The organism is Streptomyces sp. NPDC057743, from assembly GCF_042798755.1.
Classification (GTDB): Bacteria; Actinomycetota; Actinomycetes; order Streptomycetales; family Streptomycetaceae; genus Streptomyces.
Genome location: NZ_JBHVJX010000026.1, coordinates 92,178 through 107,717 on the forward strand (window position 1 = coordinate 92,178; position 15,540 = coordinate 107,717).

The 15,540-nt window shown below is 74.5% G+C and carries 9 protein-coding genes; 4 read left to right on the forward strand and 5 right to left on the reverse strand.

Translation table 11 applies throughout. The annotated features are described in order from the left end of the window. Nucleotides 1-144: 144 nt before the first annotated feature. Complete coding sequence (gene lhgO, locus ACFVFQ_RS27165; RefSeq protein ID WP_383420606.1) at nt 145-1,398, reverse strand: L-2-hydroxyglutarate oxidase; 1,254 nt, start codon at nt 1,396-1,398, stop codon at nt 145-147. 242 nt (nt 1,399-1,640) lie between these two features. Continuing rightward, on the reverse strand, nt 1,641-3,089 hold the full coding sequence (locus ACFVFQ_RS27170; protein WP_383420608.1) for an MFS transporter: 1,449 nt from the start codon (nt 3,087-3,089) through the stop codon (nt 1,641-1,643). A gap of 714 nt (nt 3,090-3,803) precedes the next feature. Here ACFVFQ_RS27170 and ACFVFQ_RS27175 point away from each other — a divergent pair. Continuing rightward, nucleotides 3,804-5,879, forward strand: coding sequence for an asparagine synthase-related protein (locus ACFVFQ_RS27175; protein WP_383420627.1), 2,076 nt, complete (start codon nt 3,804-3,806; stop codon nt 5,877-5,879). 343 nt (nt 5,880-6,222) lie between these two features. On the opposite strand, the gene ACFVFQ_RS27180 is transcribed toward ACFVFQ_RS27175, so the two are convergent. Both ACFVFQ_RS27180 and ACFVFQ_RS27185 read right to left on the reverse strand, forming a co-directional pair. Continuing rightward, nucleotides 6,223-8,196, reverse strand: coding sequence for a sigma-70 family RNA polymerase sigma factor (locus ACFVFQ_RS27180; protein WP_383420610.1), 1,974 nt, complete (start codon nt 8,194-8,196; stop codon nt 6,223-6,225). Between the two features lie 351 nt (nt 8,197-8,547). Then, nucleotides 8,548-9,351 (reverse strand): TetR/AcrR family transcriptional regulator, encoded by an 804-nt coding sequence (locus tag ACFVFQ_RS27185; protein ID WP_383420612.1) that lies wholly within the window; start codon nt 9,349-9,351, stop codon nt 8,548-8,550. A gap of 440 nt (nt 9,352-9,791) precedes the next feature. Here ACFVFQ_RS27185 and ACFVFQ_RS27190 point away from each other — a divergent pair, with 440 nt between their 5' ends. Further along, the gene (locus ACFVFQ_RS27190; RefSeq protein ID WP_383420614.1) at nt 9,792-11,189 is read left to right on the forward strand and encodes an NAD(P)/FAD-dependent oxidoreductase; all 1,398 of its coding nucleotides are present in this window, start codon (nt 9,792-9,794) and stop codon (nt 11,187-11,189) included. Between the two features lie 295 nt (nt 11,190-11,484). Next, the gene (locus ACFVFQ_RS27195) at nt 11,485-13,263 is read left to right on the forward strand and encodes a SpoIIE family protein phosphatase (protein WP_383420616.1); all 1,779 of its coding nucleotides are present in this window, start codon (nt 11,485-11,487) and stop codon (nt 13,261-13,263) included. Between the two features lie 70 nt (nt 13,264-13,333). On the opposite strand, the gene ACFVFQ_RS27200 is transcribed toward ACFVFQ_RS27195, so the two are convergent. After that, complete coding sequence (locus ACFVFQ_RS27200) at nt 13,334-14,620, reverse strand: MFS transporter (RefSeq protein WP_383420629.1); 1,287 nt, start codon at nt 14,618-14,620, stop codon at nt 13,334-13,336. Between the two features lie 190 nt (nt 14,621-14,810). Here ACFVFQ_RS27200 and ACFVFQ_RS27205 point away from each other — a divergent pair, with 190 nt between their 5' ends. Next, nucleotides 14,811-15,371: a MarR family winged helix-turn-helix transcriptional regulator gene (locus ACFVFQ_RS27205; RefSeq protein ID WP_383420618.1), complete on the forward strand. Its 561-nt coding sequence runs from the start codon at nt 14,811-14,813 to the stop codon at nt 15,369-15,371. Nucleotides 15,372-15,540: the final 169 nt, after the last annotated feature.

A 15,540-nucleotide genomic window follows, 5' to 3' on the forward strand; every position in this document is an offset into this window, starting at 1 on the left:
GTTCCGACGGGCCCGCGCCCCTGCCCGCCCGTAGAGGCGCAGGTGGGGCCCGGTGGCCAACGGGCGACGCGGTGCGGGCCGGGCGGGCGGCGGCGGGTCTCCCGGGGGACGGCGCGGTGTGGGCGAGGTAACGGGAGCGGGCTTTCAGCTTCCCGCCTCGGGGCCGAGGCCCCGCACCTCGCCCGCCGGTATGCCCAACAGTCGGGCGACCCGTCGGGCCACCTCGCGGCCGATCGGGAGACTGGCCGTGGCGGCCGGCGACGGGGCGTTGAGGACGTGGACCATGCCGGGGGACTCGGCGAAGAGGAAGTCGTCGACGAGGGTGCCGTCGGGGAGGACGGCCTGGGCCCGGACGCCGGCGGGGGAGGGCAGCAGGTCCTCCTCCCGGGCGTCGGGCAGCAGCCGGCGGACCGCGTCCGCGAAGGCCCGACGGGACAGCGAGCGGTGCAGCTCGCCCGCGCCGTAGCGCCAGTGGCGGCGGGCTATCTGCCAGGAGCCGCGGAAGGCCAGCGTCCCGGCGAGCTCCGCGGGGCGGACGGTGCGCCAGTCGTAGCCCTCGCGGGCCAGCGCGGGGACGGCGTTCGGCCCGATGTGGACGGCGCCGTCGATGCCGCGGGTGAGGTGCACCCCCAGGAACGGGAACGCCGGGTCGGGCACCGGGTAGACCAGGCCCCGGACCAGGGCCGCGCGCTCCGGGGCGAGGGTGAAGTACTCCCCGCGGAACGGCACGATCCGCATGCCCGGGGCGTCGCCGGCCAGCCGGGCGATCCGGTCGCAGTGCAGCCCGGCGCAGTTGACCAGGGCGCGGGCGCGGTAGACCGTGCCGCCGGCGGTGCGGACCGCGACCCGGCCGGGGCGGCGCCCGATGGCGGTGACCTCCTCGCCGAGGACGACCCGCGCGCCGTCCTCCTGGGCGAGCCGGCCCAACTCCCGGGCGACCGCGCCGAAGTCGCAGACGCCGGTCGTGCCGACGTGGATCGCGGCCAGGCCGCGCACCTCCGGCTCGTACCCGGCGATCTGGGCCGGGCCCAGCTCGCGCACCGGCAGACCGTGCTCGCGGCCGCGCTGGATGAGGCCGTGCAGCCGGGGCAGCTCGCCGCGGTCGGTGGCGACGATCAGCTTGCCGGTGACCTCGTGCGGAATGTCGTGTTCCGTGCAGAACTTGACCATTTCCGCCGCCCCTTGGAGGGCGAAGCGGGCCTTCAGCGAACCGGGTGGGTAGTAGATCCCGCTGTGGATCACCCCGCTGTTGCGCCCGGTCTGGTGGCGGGCCACACCGGGCTCCTTCTCCAGCACCACGACGCGTATACCCGGCGCGGCGCGCGTGAGGGCATGGGCCGTGGAAAGCCCTACGATCCCGGCACCGATCACCAGCACATCGCAGTCGTACGCCGCCACTGCACCTCCCCAACCGCATGACCGCCGGCCCGCCCGTCGCCGCGGGTCCGCGCGTCATCGCCGACGCCGTAGTCCATCATGACGGGCGGCACCGACAATCCGCAGTGATCCGGCCTGACCTGCGAAGACGACCCGCGTCCTGGACCCCACCCCGCGCAGGGCGCCCGCTCGTCGTTCCCCGACCGCCGCCCGCGGTCGCCCACAGCGCCTTCAGCGCCCTTCGCGCCTCCAGCGCCCGCGTGCTAAGCCGGCGCCGCCAGCAACGGCCGTGCCCGCTCCCGGAGTTCGACCACCCGTGGCTCGTCCCCGTACGGCTCCAGGCGGTGCAGCAGATCCCGGACGTATTCCGTGGTGCGGGCGGACGAGATGCGGCCGGCGACCTCGACGGCCCGGGTGCCGGCGGCGCACGCCGCGTCCAGATTGCCGGACTCCAGTTCGGCGACGGCCGACACGACCAGGCGCAGCCCGTGCGAGCGGACGAACTCCTCCGTCGGCCGGGAGAGCGCCTGCTCGGTGAAGCGCCGCACCTGACGGGGCAGCCGCAGGTCCCGGTAGCACTCGGCGGCGTCGGCAGCGAACCGCTCGTAGGAGTAGAAGTCCAACCAGGACGGGTCCGGGTCGCCGCCTCGGGAGCGCTCCAGCCAGCCCTCGGACGCCTTGAGCGCCACCTCGCAGGCGCGCGCCTCACCGGCCTTGGCCTGCGCCCGCGCCTCCACCAGGCGGAAGAAGCTCATGGTGCGCGCGGTGGCCAGCCCGCGGTTGCGCTCCAGGGCGGCCTGGGCCAGGTCGACGCCCTCGTCGGCGAAGCCCCGGTAGGTCGCCTGGAGGGACATCGACGCGAGCACATACCCGCCCAGGGGGACGTCCGCGGCGGCGCGGGCCAGCCGCAGCGCCTGGATGTAGTACCGCTGGGCGGCCTCCTGTTGGCCGGTGTCGAAGGCCATCCAGCCTGCCAGGCGGGTGAGTTCGGACGTCGCCCCGAAGAGCGCGCGGCCCACCTCGTCGCTGTACGAGGCGAGCAGCAGCGGCGCCGCGTCCACCCGGAGGCACTCCGGCACCATGGACGAACGCCAGTCCCCGCCCCCGTACTTGGAATCCCAGCGCCGGGCGTCCTCGGCCGCCTCGCGCAGCTTGGTGACGTCGCTGTGGCCGACGTGCTGCGGGGTCCCGGCATCACCGGCGGCCGCGGCGTCCTTCTCCCGCGCCTCGGCCGTCTCCCGCGCCACCGAACTGTCGGTCGGCGATATCAGCCAACGGGAGGTGGGGGTCGCATACGCACTGACCGCGAAGGATCCGGCCAGGCTCTGCCAGATGCCGCCGCCGTTGCCCCGCCGGCCGGCGAGATCGAGACGGTACAACTCGGTCGCTGAGCGCACCGCAGCGCCCACGTCACGGGGGAAGGCCAGCCCCACTTCGGGCGCCGGATCGGCATCGGCCAGACCGATCTCGTGCAACGGCACCGGTCGCCCCAGCTTGCTGCCGATCGCGGACGCAATCAGATGGGGCGCGGCGCCCTGGGGCACCATGCCCTTGGAGACCCATCGGGCCACCGACGTCTTGTCGTAGCGAAGCGTCAGACCGCGTTGGGCACCCAGGTCGTTGACCCGGCGCGCCAGTCCGGCATTGCTGATCCCCGCGAGGGCGAGAACGGTGCCGAGCTTTTCGTTCGGCCCGCGTGTATCCCTGGACATGCGCACCCCTCGACACAGCGACAGCCGCCCCGTACCCCGGGGCATGCGTCCACCCAGAGTAGTTCGCCGGATCCCGACCGTTAAGGGCCGGTGTCTTGGATGGCGAGATTCGTGTTCAAACGGGGGTGCGGGAATTGGCATGTGCTCCGGGTACGTGTGCCCATGCGCCCGTCCGTGCGCGCTGGCCCCTCAACGCCCCCCGCGCTTCGATGAGTTCTGCGTGGGTCGGCCCGCTGTACTGGATCCAGTGGGCTGGGGGACACCGCCACCTCATTCCCCGCGGGTGGCGGTCCGGTCCGGGAGGCGCAGCCCGCTTCCCGGACCGTCGCGGGGACCGGGCACCCACCCGGCCGCCGCGCCGCACGGCGGCCGAGTCCGGGGCGCCGACCGGGACCCAACTCGGCTGAACGGCACGGACTTTGGCCGAAAATCGACGGGTGACGCTTTCACGCCGTCGACCGCTCCGGGGGCCACACGGGGGGCCACCCGGGGCCGTTGCCGCTGCCCGCGCCCTCCCGCCCGTCGCCATCGGGGCGCCGCGCCGCCCCTCGCCTGGCGCGTCAGTGGGGCATCGCGCGCCCGGATAGGGGCCGTCTCCGCAGCCGCCCGCAGGCCAGCGCCATGGCAGCATGGACCGCACGACAGCTGGGGAATCCGCTGTGCGGGGCGGCCGCCGGCCACCTCGGCGGACGGGGAAATCGGGCGGAGGCGGCGATGCGCTGGCTGGTGGGGTGGAGCAGTGCCGCGACCACCGACAAGGGGTGCCGCTCGCTGCTGCCCGTGGGCGCCCAACTCCTGTGGGGCGACCCCGATCCCCTCTGGGCGGTGGGCGATTGGCGGCCCCATGAGGTGCGCGTCGTACAGGCCGACCCGGAGACCCGGCTCGCCGTCTTCGGGGTCTGCGGCGCCACCGACGACCAGTTGAAGGTCGGCCTGTTCGCCGCCCGTGGGGGCGCGCTGCGCCATCTCACCGCCTGGCCGGGCAGTTACACCGCCGTCGCCCAGGTGGGACGCCGGATCACCGTCACCGGGGATCTGGCCGGCGCCCGCCCCGTCTTCCACACCCGTTGGGCCGGCGGCACCGCGTACGCCACCGCCGCCCTGCCGCTCGCCGACCTCGTCGAGGCCGGCCTCGACGTCGGCCACCTGGCGGCGCTGCTGGCCTGCCCGGACGCCCCCGAGGCCCTCGGCACCGGCACCCCGTACGACGGCGTGCACCGCGTCCCGCCCGGCCACGCCCTGGTGCTGCGCAACGGCACCAGCGAGCGCGCCTCCTACGAGCCGCCCGCTTCCCTCGCCGTCGCCACCCCCCAACTCGCCCCGGAACAGGCCGTGGAGGCCGTCCGCGAGGCCCTGGTGGAGGCCGTCCGCGCCCGTCTGGCGGCCCCCCGCTTCGCCCCCGACCCGGACGGCCTGGACCGGCTCGACCCCGGCCCGGTGCCCGGCATGGGCCCCGCGGAGCGGCGCGCGGCGCGCGGCGGCCCGGCCCCCGGCATCGGCGCCGACCTCTCCGGAGGCAGCGCTTCCGGAACGCTCGCCCTGCTGGCCGCCGGCCTCCCCGGCCAACCAGGGAGGATCAACGGCCACGGCGAGCGCCTGTTGGCGGTGACCTTCAACGACCGTGCCACCAGGGGCGGTCAGGACGACCACGAGGCAGAACTGGAGCGCGCCCGCGGGATCGCCGAGAACCCCCGGCTGCACCACGTCATCGTCGCGGCCGGCGAGGAGGCGCTCCCGTACACCGGCCTCGACGCCCTCCCGCTCACCGACGAGCCCGGCCCCGCGCTGGTCCTCGCCGGCCGGCACCGCAGCCGGCTGGTGTCCGGCGGCGCCGACCACTTCGTCGGAAACGGCGCCCGTCAGGTCCTCGACGCCCACCCGGCCCGCCTCGCCGACCTCCTCATGGACCGCCGCCGACGCCATCTGCTGCGCCCGGTCACCGCGTTGGCCAAGGCGGACGGACCCTCCGCGCACTCCGTCCTGATCCCGTTCACCGTCTACCGGGCCGCCCGGAAGCTCGCCCGCACCTCCTACGCCACGGGGATCGCCGAGGCCGCCCGTCGCCTACGGGAGCGGGAGTTCGCCGACGAGCCGGTGGCCGGCGGCGCGGTGGATGCCTCGCTGGCCGCGCTCACCTGGTGCCGCCCCGGGCCCGCGGCCCGCTGGCTCACGGGGGAGGCGCTGGCCGAGGTGGCGGTCCGCCTCGGGGACGCGGCCGGCCGCTCGCCCGCCGCCGGCCGTCCCGGCGAGCGGCGGGCCCGGGCCGCGCTGGCCCGCCAGGCCGCCGACCACCGGATCTTCGAGCAGGCCGCCGAGGTCCGCAGCCAGCGGCTGCACGCCCCCTTCCTGGACAACCAGGTGGTGCTCGCCTGTCGCGCCCTGCCGGACACCCTCCGGGTGCAGCCCGGCGCCCGGGCGGCCGTCCTGCGGTCGGTCCTGACCGGCGCCGGCGTCCGGCACCTGCCGTCCGGCTGGGGCGCCGCCGCGCACCACCCGCACTCCGCCGCGGCCCGCGCCGGACTCCGCGCCGCCGCCGGCCAGTTGCTCCGGCTCTTCGACGCGCCCCTGCTCGCCGACGCCGGGCTGATCGAGGCGCGGGTGGTCCGCACGGCGCTCCGGGCGGCCGCCGAGGGCGCCTCGCTGCCCCTGGACGGGCTGGCCGACCTGGTCTCCACCGAAGTGTGGCTGCGTCGGCTGCTGGCCCGCCGCGGCTCGTGCTGGACGGGCGCGGAGGCACCGCGCCAACGGGCCCTCGCCGGGGGCGTGGTGCCGCGCGCCCGGCTCGCCTGAGTGTCCAACCGCCCGGCACGGGCGGCCTGTTGGGGACGGCTGGGGAGGGCCCGCCGCCCGTTTTCCCGCAGGGGCGGATGACCGGAGCACGGTCCCGCCCCGGTGCTCCCGGCAGAACGGCGCACCAACCCGGCGCACGACCTTCCCCGCGCGCCCGGAGTCGGGGCGCACACCGGCGCACACTCCGACGTGACCGGTGTTGCCACGCCCGGCTACCGGGCCCGGCGTTGAGTCCCGTTAACCGGGCCTGTTGCCGCGTTCCGTCGCCACGCCCCGAAAGGCCCCAGGGCCCCGAAGCGATGCCTCGGCCGACGGGTGCCAAGCGCCCGTCCCGCCCGCTCCCTCACCGGCAGCTGATCTGCGACCGCGCCCAGTCCCCCAGCGCCACCAGATCGCCCGCGCTCGAAGGCTCGACCACCAGGCGCAGCGTCTTGCGCCCGGCCAACGGGACGTGCACCGGCACCGCCGGCTGCCCGCCGTGCACCACGGCCGACCGCCACAGCCGGACCCCGTCCGCGTACACCGAGAAGCGCAGCGCGCCCAGCCCCAGGCTGAGGTCGTCGACGCCGGCCACCGCGTCGTACGCGGTGCACTGCCGGTTGAGGTCGATGACCACGGACGACGACGCGTGCACGCTCACCCCGTGCGGATAGCTCGTCCCGCCGATGCTCGGGTGGTTCCGCTTCCACAGCCAGCTGCTGTCGAAGGCGCGGACCTCCGGCTTGGTGCCGTCGCCCGCGAAGTCGTACTGCAGCGCGTTGACTTGATACGGCGCGGGCGGCGGTGTGGGCGTGGGCGTCGGGGTCGGGGTGGGCGTCGGAGTCGGCGTCGGCGTGGGCTTCGGCGGTGTCGGAGTCGGCGTCGGGGGCGGGGTCGGCGTGGGGGTGGGCTTCGGCGGCGCCGGAGTGGGCCTGGGCGGCGCGGGCGTCGGGCTGGGCTTCGGGGCCGGGGCGCTCACCGGGGGCCGCGGCGTGTGCGACGGCGGGGGAGTGGGCACGGCCGGCGCCGAGGGCGCCGGCGGCTGCGCCCGCGGCTTGGGGGCCGGCTGCGGCGACCCGGTCAGCGCGAAGGCCAGTGCCGCGCCCGCCACGACCACCAACCCGGCCCCGACGGCGACCTTCACCGGCGCGGCCAACCCCTCGCCCGCGGCCGCCCCACCCGAGCCCGCGGACGCGCCCGCACCGGACCCCGCGGCGGCCCCGCCGGCACCGGCGGCCGTACCGGACCCGGAGCCCGAGGCGGCCGCGGCCACCCCGGCGCTCGCCGCAGCCCCGGCCCCGGCGACGCCGGCCACCGCCGCGGCCCCCTTGATCGCGTACCCGGCCGCGAACCAACCGATGACCGCGACCGGCAGCACCGCCCCGATCCGCTGGTTGAGATCCGCGACCTCCAGCGCCGCGCCGCGGCACTGGGCGCACTCGTCCAGGTGCTTGCGCAGCCCCCGCTCGGCCCGCATCCGCAGCCCGCCCCGGGCGTACGCGCCGAGCCGGTCCGCGTAGCGCGCGCAGTCGCCGCCCGAGGTCAGCGACTGGCTCACATGGGCCTGCAGATACGCCTGCTTGAGCCCCTCCCGGGCCCGGTGCGCGAGGACGGCGGTGGCGTTGGCGGTCAGCCCGAGCAGCGGCGCGACCTCGCTCGGCGACTCGTCCTCGATGGTGGTGTGCCACAGCACCGTCTGATAGCGCTCCGGCAGACTCTGGAACGCCCGCACCGCCATCGTCTGCTCGGCCTCGTGCATCGCCCGGACGTCGGCGCCGAGGTCCAGGGTGTCGTCGTCCAGGGACGAGCCGGCCGCGGTCACCGCGAACACCGCGAAGTCCTCGACCAGATGCTCCCGCCGGGCGGTCTTCGCCCAGACCGCGGCGACCCGCCGGACGGTCGTCAACAGATAGGCGCGCACCGACGAATCCGGCCCGGCCCCGCCGCGCACCGCCTGGAGGGTGCGCGCGAACACCTCGCCGGTCAGGTCCTCCGCGGTGTGGGTGTCCCGACAACAACTGCGCGCGTACCGGCGCACCGCCTCGGCGTGCCGGCGGTAGAGCTCCTCGTAGGCGCTGTCGTCGCCGGCCCGCATGGCGGCCACCAACTGGGCGTCGGACGGCGGCAGTCCGGCGTCGGTGCCCTCGGCGGCCGGTTCGCCCGCCGCCGGCCGTCCCCGCCGCCGGGCATGCCTGCGCTGCGCCGGCACGCTGGGCCCGGCGCCCCCCGGACCGGCCGCCGAGGGCGTCGCCCCCCACGGCCCCAACTGGTCCGGTACCTGACCCGACGGTGCGCCCGCGCCCTCGCCGCGCCGCTCGTCCCGCCCGTCAACACCCATCGCCGAGGCCCCCGAACCCGTCACACCGCAACACCGCGCTAGCGTGCCACACCCGGGGCCCGAGCTTCAGGGCCCGGGTGGGCAACCACTCCTCCGGGGCGCCCGCACTGACGTTCACCGCCAGCGGCCCTCCCGCCCCGGCGACCGCGCCACACCGGCCCCGGCCACCACACGCCAAACGCCCGCCCCGGGAACCCCGACCCCACGGCCCGCCCTTGTAGCCAGCCCTGCTACGCCCAACGGCGCGACCGGCGCGACAACCGCCCCCGCCGACACCCCCCAACGCCAAGCCCCGCCCACCCGCGCGCCGTTGTGCCGTATGCACCGCGCCGCCGGGCCGGCCGCCCCGCATCAGGTGGTGGGACGTGACCGCAGCCCTTCCAGCAGGATCTCCAACAGCCGTGCGGAGGCGGCCTGTTGCTGTCCCGGATCCGGCAGCGCCGGCGCGCCCGTGGCGATCACCAGCAGCACATCGGAGACCGTCACGTCGACCCGCAGCGCACCGGCCGCCCGAGCCCGCTCCACGAGCCGTCCGACGACCTCCAGCAACGCCTGCCCGCCCGGCGTCTCCTCGGCCTCGGTGCCGGTACGCGCCACGTCCGCCACGTCCGCCTCGCTCGGCGCCGCCCGCTGCAACGGCACCCGCGCCTCGGTCCCGCCCTCCGGCACCCGGACCTCGCCCAGGCCCTCCGGCACCCGCTCCTCGCCCGGGCCGACCCGCAGGATGCCCGGCGGCAACAGCCGCCCCGCCCCCGAAGCCACCGACGTCCGCAGGAACCGCGCCAGCGCCGACCACGGATCGTCCTCCTGACCCAGCGCGGCCCGTGCCTGCTCGGTCAGCCGGGAGGTCTCCTCCTCGGCTATCCGCCGGACCAGGACGTCCTTGCTCGGGAAGCGGCGGTAGACCGTCCCGACCCCGACCCGGGCCCGCCGTGCCACGTCCTCCATCGGCGCGCCGTACCCCAGCTCGCCGAAGACCTCGCGCGCCGCGCGCAGCACGTGCTCCAAATTGCGCTGGGCGTCGACCCGCAGCGGTGCGCTGCGGCCGTTGGCGCCGGTCGCAGCGCCCGTTCCCTTGCCCCCGGCGCCGTTGGCACCGTCGGAAGCGGCGGTCACGGTGACCGCCGTCGGCCATTGAGAGCCCTGAATGTGCATAAGTGATCCCCCGGTAATGACGTCTCCCCCCGGAGACTCCCCGCCCTGACGGCCGGGGTGACCCGACGAAAGGGTGCACCCCAACGAGATACGAACATAGTTGAGCCCGCGTCAAGATTGAAGAGGGTCCTCCGCCTGCTACACCCCCCGATCGGCCTAATGGGCCGGATCCGCTCGGAGCCCCCTTCCTCCCGTCTCGCGCCAATCTCCGCCTGACCAGCGTACTTCGCAACGGTGATGTGGAATGTCCCGCTCCGCACCACCGCTGCGTACCGGCCATACTTTTCGACCGACCTGTGGACAAAGCCGTTGCGGCAGTGCGTCATGGAACAGTGCTGTGCGCGCCGGGGGCACAGCGCCCGTAGGGGGTGGCCGCGCTGCCGGCCCGGCCGCCCGCTCGGTGGCGCCCCGGCCTGGTCGACACCGCGAGGAGAACCTCTGTGAAGACTGTGTCTTCGGAGCATTCGGACGCCGTGGCGCGCATTCTCGTGGTCGGCGGTGGCTACGTGGGGATGTACACCGCCCTGCGGTTGCAGCGCACGCTCAAGCAGGAACTGCGGCAGGGCGCGGTCGAGATCGTCATCGTCGACCCCGACCCGTACATGACGTACCAGCCATTCCTGCCGGAGGCCGCCGCCGGCTCCATCTCCCCGCGCCACGTCGTCGTCCCGCTGCGCCGCGTCCTGCCGCACTGCACCGTCGTCATCGGCGAGGTCACCGCCATCGACCACGACAAACGGAAGGCGACGCTGACCACCCTGGCCGCGCGGGAGGCCGGCGACGGCGCCCACACCCTGGCCTACGACGAGCTGGTCCTCGCCCCCGGATCGGTCTCGCGCACCCTCCCCGTCCCCGGCCTCGCCGACGTCGGCATCGGCTTCAAGACCGTCGAGGAGGCCATCGGACTGCGCAACCACGTCCTCGAACAGCTCGATATCGCCTCCTCCACCCGCGACCCCGAGGTCCGCGACGCCGCGCTGACCTTCGTCTTCGTCGGCGGCGGCTACGCGGGCGTGGAGGCGCTGGCCGAACTGGAGGACATGGCCCGCTATGCCGTCCGCTACTACCACAACGTCCAGCCCGAGGACATGAAGTGGATCCTGGTCGAGGCCACCGACCGGATCCTGCCCGAGGTCGGCCCCGAGATGGGCCGCTACGCCGTCCGCGAGCTGCGCGCCCGCAACATCGACGTCCGGCTCACCACCCGCCTGGACTCCTGCGAGCGGCGCCTGATCCGGCTCAGCGACGGCTCCCGCTTCCCCGCCCGGACGCTGGTGTGGACCGCCGGCGTCAAGCCCCACCCCATCGTCGCCGCCAGCGGCCTCCCGCTGGCCGGTCACGGCCGCCTCAAGTGCACCGCCGCGCTCCAGGTGGACGGCGCCGAGCACGCCTGGTCGGCCGGGGACGCGGCGGCCGTACCGGACCTGACCGCGCCCCTGCCGGCCACCTCCGACGCCCCGCGCACCCTCTGCGCCCCCAACGCCCAACACGCCGTCCGCCAGGCCAAGGCGCTCGCCGCCAACCTCACCGCCGCCCTGCGCGGCGACGAGCTCCACAACTACCGCCACAAATACGTCGGTTCGGTGGCCTCGCTCGGCCTGCACAAGGGCGTCGCGCACGTCTACGGACGCAAACTCAAGGGCTATCCCGCGTGGTTCATGCACCGCGCCTACCACCTCAGCCGGGTGCCCACCTTCAACCGCAAGGCCCGGATCCTCGCCGAATGGACCCTGGCCGGACTGTTCAAGCGGGAGATCGTCTCCCTCGGCTCGCTGGAGAATCCGCGCGCCGAATTCGAACTCGCCGCGGGCACCGGCCGGCACAACGAAGCCAGTTGACCGGCCGCCCCACCAGGGACGTTGACCGCCCGCCCGACCGACGCCGGCCGGCCACCGCGGCGCCGGGAACTACGCCCGCGCGCCCGGCGTCTGACGGATGACCGTCCGGTCGGCCACACTGGACGTGTGACCATGGGTGGGCTCGTATCTGCGAAGAGTGACAATCACGAGGATTCAGGACGTTTGCTGCATTCCATCAGAGGGTGCCGACAGCGCCCCCAGCCACGCCACGGGGCGTTCCCCCACGCCGACGGCCCGACCCCGCGCGACGACGCGAAGTAAGAGGTATCCCTCCGTGATCTTCACGCGCTGGAGCGCCAAGTTCCCGGGTACGCAGCGGCGCACCGCCGCCCGAGCCGACCGCGCCGCTCCGTCGACCACCCCGCCCGCCGGGCCCACGGCACACTCGACCACGCCCGCCCCCGCCGGCGACGCCCCCGCCGGCCCGCCCGGCACCGTCCCCGCGGCCCGCGCCGAGGGCACCGCCGGCGAGGACACCCCGCCGCACGCCACCCCGCCCACCGTCGACGCGCTCTCCGTCCACGACATCCTCGGCACCATCCCCGCCCTGGTCGCCGTCGTCTACGGCCCCGAACACCGGATCGCCTACGTCAACGGCGCCTACGCCGGCGTCTTCGGCCCCCGCCCCGCCGGCCGCACCGCCCGCGAGGCCCTCCCCGAACTCGGCGAACTGGGCCTGCTGCCCCTGATGGACCAGGTCCTGCGCAGCGGCCGGCCCCGCACCGTCAAGTCCCGCAAGGTCCCCGCCGGCGCCTGCGGCGACCGCACCCGCGACGGCTACTACACCTTCACCTGCACCCCCATCGAGGTCGCCGACAGCGGCCCGGCCCCCGACCCGGAGGTCGCCTGCGTCGCCCCGCACAAGGGCGTCCTGGTCTTCGGCGCCGAGGTCACCGACCAGATCGAGTCCGCCGAGCGCCTCCGCGCCAGCGAGGCCCGCCAGCGCGCCGCCGCCGTCACCCTCCAACGCTCCCTGCTCCCGCAGGAACTGGAACAGCCCGACGACCTCCGCGTCGCCGCCACCTACCAACCCGGCGGCACCGACGCCGCGGTCGGCGGCGACTGGTACGACGTCATCACCCTCGGCGCCGGCCGCACCGCACTCGTCATCGGCGACGTCATGGGCCGCGGGGTGCGCGCCGCCGCCGTCATGGGCCAACTCCGCACCGCCGTCCGCGCCTACGCCCGCCTCGACCTCCCGCCCCACGAGGTGCTCCAACTCCTCGACGGCCTGGCCGCCGAGATCGACGCCAGCCAGATCGCCACCTGCGTCTACGCCGTCCACGACCCCAACGAAGGCCGCCTGGTCTACTCCTCGGCCGGCCACCTGCCGATGCTCGTCCGCGACGCCGACGGCACCGTATGCCGCGCCGCCGAACCGACCGGCCCGCCCCTGGGCACCGGCGGCTGGCTGCACACCTCCGGCACCGTCCCGCTCAGCCCCGGCAGCAGCGCCGTCCTCTATACGGACGGCCTCGTGGAGCGCCGCGACAAGGACATCGACGAGGGCGTCGCCGGCCTGGAGCGCGCCTTCGCCGGCGCCACCGGCGCCCCCGACATCGTCTGCGACCGGCTGCTGCGCTCTCTGGGCATCACCGCCACGCACGACGACGACGTCGCCATCCTCGTCATCCAGAACCCGGTCCGCACCGGCCACGACGCCGAGCTGTTCCACAACGCCGCGCTCGAACTCCACGGCGGCACCGAGGCCGCACCCCGGGCCCGCGCCTTCGCCTCCGGAGTCCTCGCCTCCTGGCGCTTCTCCCCCGAACTCCACGACCTCGGAGTGCTGGCCGCCAGCGAACTCGTCGCCAACTCCCTCCAGCACGGCACCCCGCCGATGCGGCTACGCCTGCGCCGCACCGACCGTCGCCTGATCATCGAGGTCACCGACGGCGATGACCACCTGCCCCGCCGCCGTCGGGCCGAGCCCGTCGACGAGACCGGCCGCGGCATCTCCATCGTCGCCACCATCGCCTCGTCCTGGGGCTCCCGCCGAACTCCGGGCGGCGGCAAGGCGGTCTGGTGCGAATTCGCCCTGCCCAAGGGCTGACCCCCGGCCCGCGGCCCACCACCGGGGCCGCCCGGCCGGGGCCCGGCGGCCTCCGCCGCCGAAACGCGCCTCAGACCGCGGCGGCCACCGGCTCGGCCTCCACCCGCTGCGCCGGCACGGCCGCCCGGTGCGGCTGGTCCTGCGCCGGGGTCAACATCCGCCCCAGCCGCAGCGCCAGCACCGTGATCCCGATCGCGCACGCCGTCAGCATCGCGATGTACGCGACATACATCCCGTGCCCGACCATCAGCGCCCCAACGGCCGGCCCGACCGCCAACGCCAACTGCTTGACCAGCGCGAACGCCGAGTTGTACTGACCTATGAGCGAGGCCGGCGCCAGATCCGCCACCAACGGCGACACGGTCGGCGACAGCAGCGACTCCCCAACGCCGAACAGCGCGTACGTGGAGATCAGCAGCACCGTCGCCACCACCTGCGCCCCGTGCACCAACCCGGACAGCCCGGCGGCGATCCACGCCACCGTCCATATCAGCCCCACCAGCGCCATCACCCGGCTACGGCGCCGCCGCTCGACCAGCCTCAGCACCACGAACTGCGCTGCCACGATCGCCGCGGTGTTGGCCGCCAGCGCGATGCCCAACGTGGCCGGCTCGATCCGGGTGACCTCCGTGGCATACGCCGCCAGCCCCGACTCGAACTGCCCGTAGCAGGCGAAGAACAGCACGAAGCCCAGCACGCACAGCCACACCATCCGCCGGTCGCCGAAGAGCACCCGCCAGGCACCCGCGGCCCGCTCCTCGGACGGCACCGCGTCCTCGACCTTGGGCGCCCGCGGCAGCCGCACGGTCGCGATCGCCGCGCCCAACACCAGGAACATCACGGCCTCGATGGCGAACAGCCGCACAAAGCTGGACGCGTGCGCCTCGTCCACCAACTGACCGCCGACCAGACCGCCGATCCCCAGCCCCAGGTTGTTGAGGAAGAACTGGGTGGCGAACGCCCGCGAGCGGGTCACCGTCGTCGAGCACCACACGATCATCGTGGCGAGCGCGGGCTGGATCACCGCGATACCGGCACCGAGCGCCGCCGCCGACGCGATCACCATCGGCTCGCTCGCCGACAGCCCGATCCCCAGCGAACCAACGGCCGCCGAGACCGTACCGACGACGGCCACCGGAAGCGGCCCCCGCCGGTCGATGGCCCGCCCCGTCAGCGGCAGCACGACCAGCGCGGAGACCGCCAGCATCGCCAGCACCACACCAGCCGTACTCGCACCGAGATGCCGCACGTTCGCCACGTAGACGTACAGATACGGCACGGTGAAGCCGTTGCCGAACGCGCTCAGCGCGTTCCCCAGCTGGATCCGGCGCAGCGCGGCGCCCATCGCGGTGGTCACACTCACCTACCTAGGTCAGGTCGAAAAGACGGATAACGAGCAGGAAACCCCCGGGGCCAAGCCGAGGCACGGTGCAGGACGTCCGCGACCGGACAGTCACACCCTCAAGACTTCGACCCTAAAGTTCGAAGCTAAAGACTACATGACGAAGAACTTCAACGCCAATGGCTTTCGTGTCATACTTCGCCGCATGCCAGAGCCCGAAGAACCGGCCGCCGGCACCGCCGAGCCGAGCCTTGAGGAACAGATCGCGGCCTATCAGCGCGAGTTCCAGGACCTCGACCCTCAGGTCGAGAAGGTCGTCTCCGCACTCCAGCGCCTCAACCGACGGATGAACGTCGCCTACGGACGCCAGACCGCCACCCTCGGCATGAGCAACGCCGAATGGGAGGTCCTCAAGGCCCTCGTCGTCTCCGGGGCGCCCTACCGCATGGGCCCCGGCGAACTGGCCAAGCACCTCGGCCTCACCCCGGCCGCCATGACCCACCGCATTGACCGCATGGCGAACGAGGGCCTGGTGACCCGCGAGCGCGACGAGACCAACCGCGTGCGCGTCATCGTCGAGCTGACCCACGAGGGCCGGGAGAAGTGGCTGGAGGCGATGCGCCTGGCCACGGTCTTCGAGGAGGACCTCCTCCAGGACTTCTCCGGCGAGGAACGCCGAATCCTCGGCGACGCGTTGACCCGCCTGCTGCGCCGGGTCGAGGACGCCCAGCCGGACGCCGAAGGTCGCCTCAGCGACCTCGACTGACCCAGGTTGACACACCCTCCCCCGATCCGTAGTGTTCTCCGAGTTGCCAAAGAGCCGGAACGGTTCTGCGACGACCATCCCGCCGCTTCGCGGCACCTCACTACTGCACGACTCCTCAACGGGATTGAATTCCGCATGTCGAAATTCATTCCGGGCGTCTGATTAGGCG

Excerpts from the sequence above, each read along its gene's own strand:
- ACFVFQ_RS27175 (WP_383420627.1), top strand. The coding sequence starts at position 3,804 with ATGCGCTGGCTGGTGGGGTGGAGCAGTGCCGCGACCACCGACAAGGGG.
- ACFVFQ_RS27185 (WP_383420612.1), bottom strand. The coding sequence starts at position 9,351 with ATGCACATTCAGGGCTCTCAATGGCCGACGGCGGTCACCGTGACCGCC.
- ACFVFQ_RS27170 (WP_383420608.1), bottom strand. The coding sequence starts at position 3,089 with ATGTCCAGGGATACACGCGGGCCGAACGAAAAGCTCGGCACCGTTCTC.
- ACFVFQ_RS27205 (WP_383420618.1), top strand. The coding sequence starts at position 14,811 with ATGCCAGAGCCCGAAGAACCGGCCGCCGGCACCGCCGAGCCGAGCCTT.
- ACFVFQ_RS27180 (WP_383420610.1), bottom strand. The coding sequence starts at position 8,196 with ATGGGTGTTGACGGGCGGGACGAGCGGCGCGGCGAGGGCGCGGGCGCA.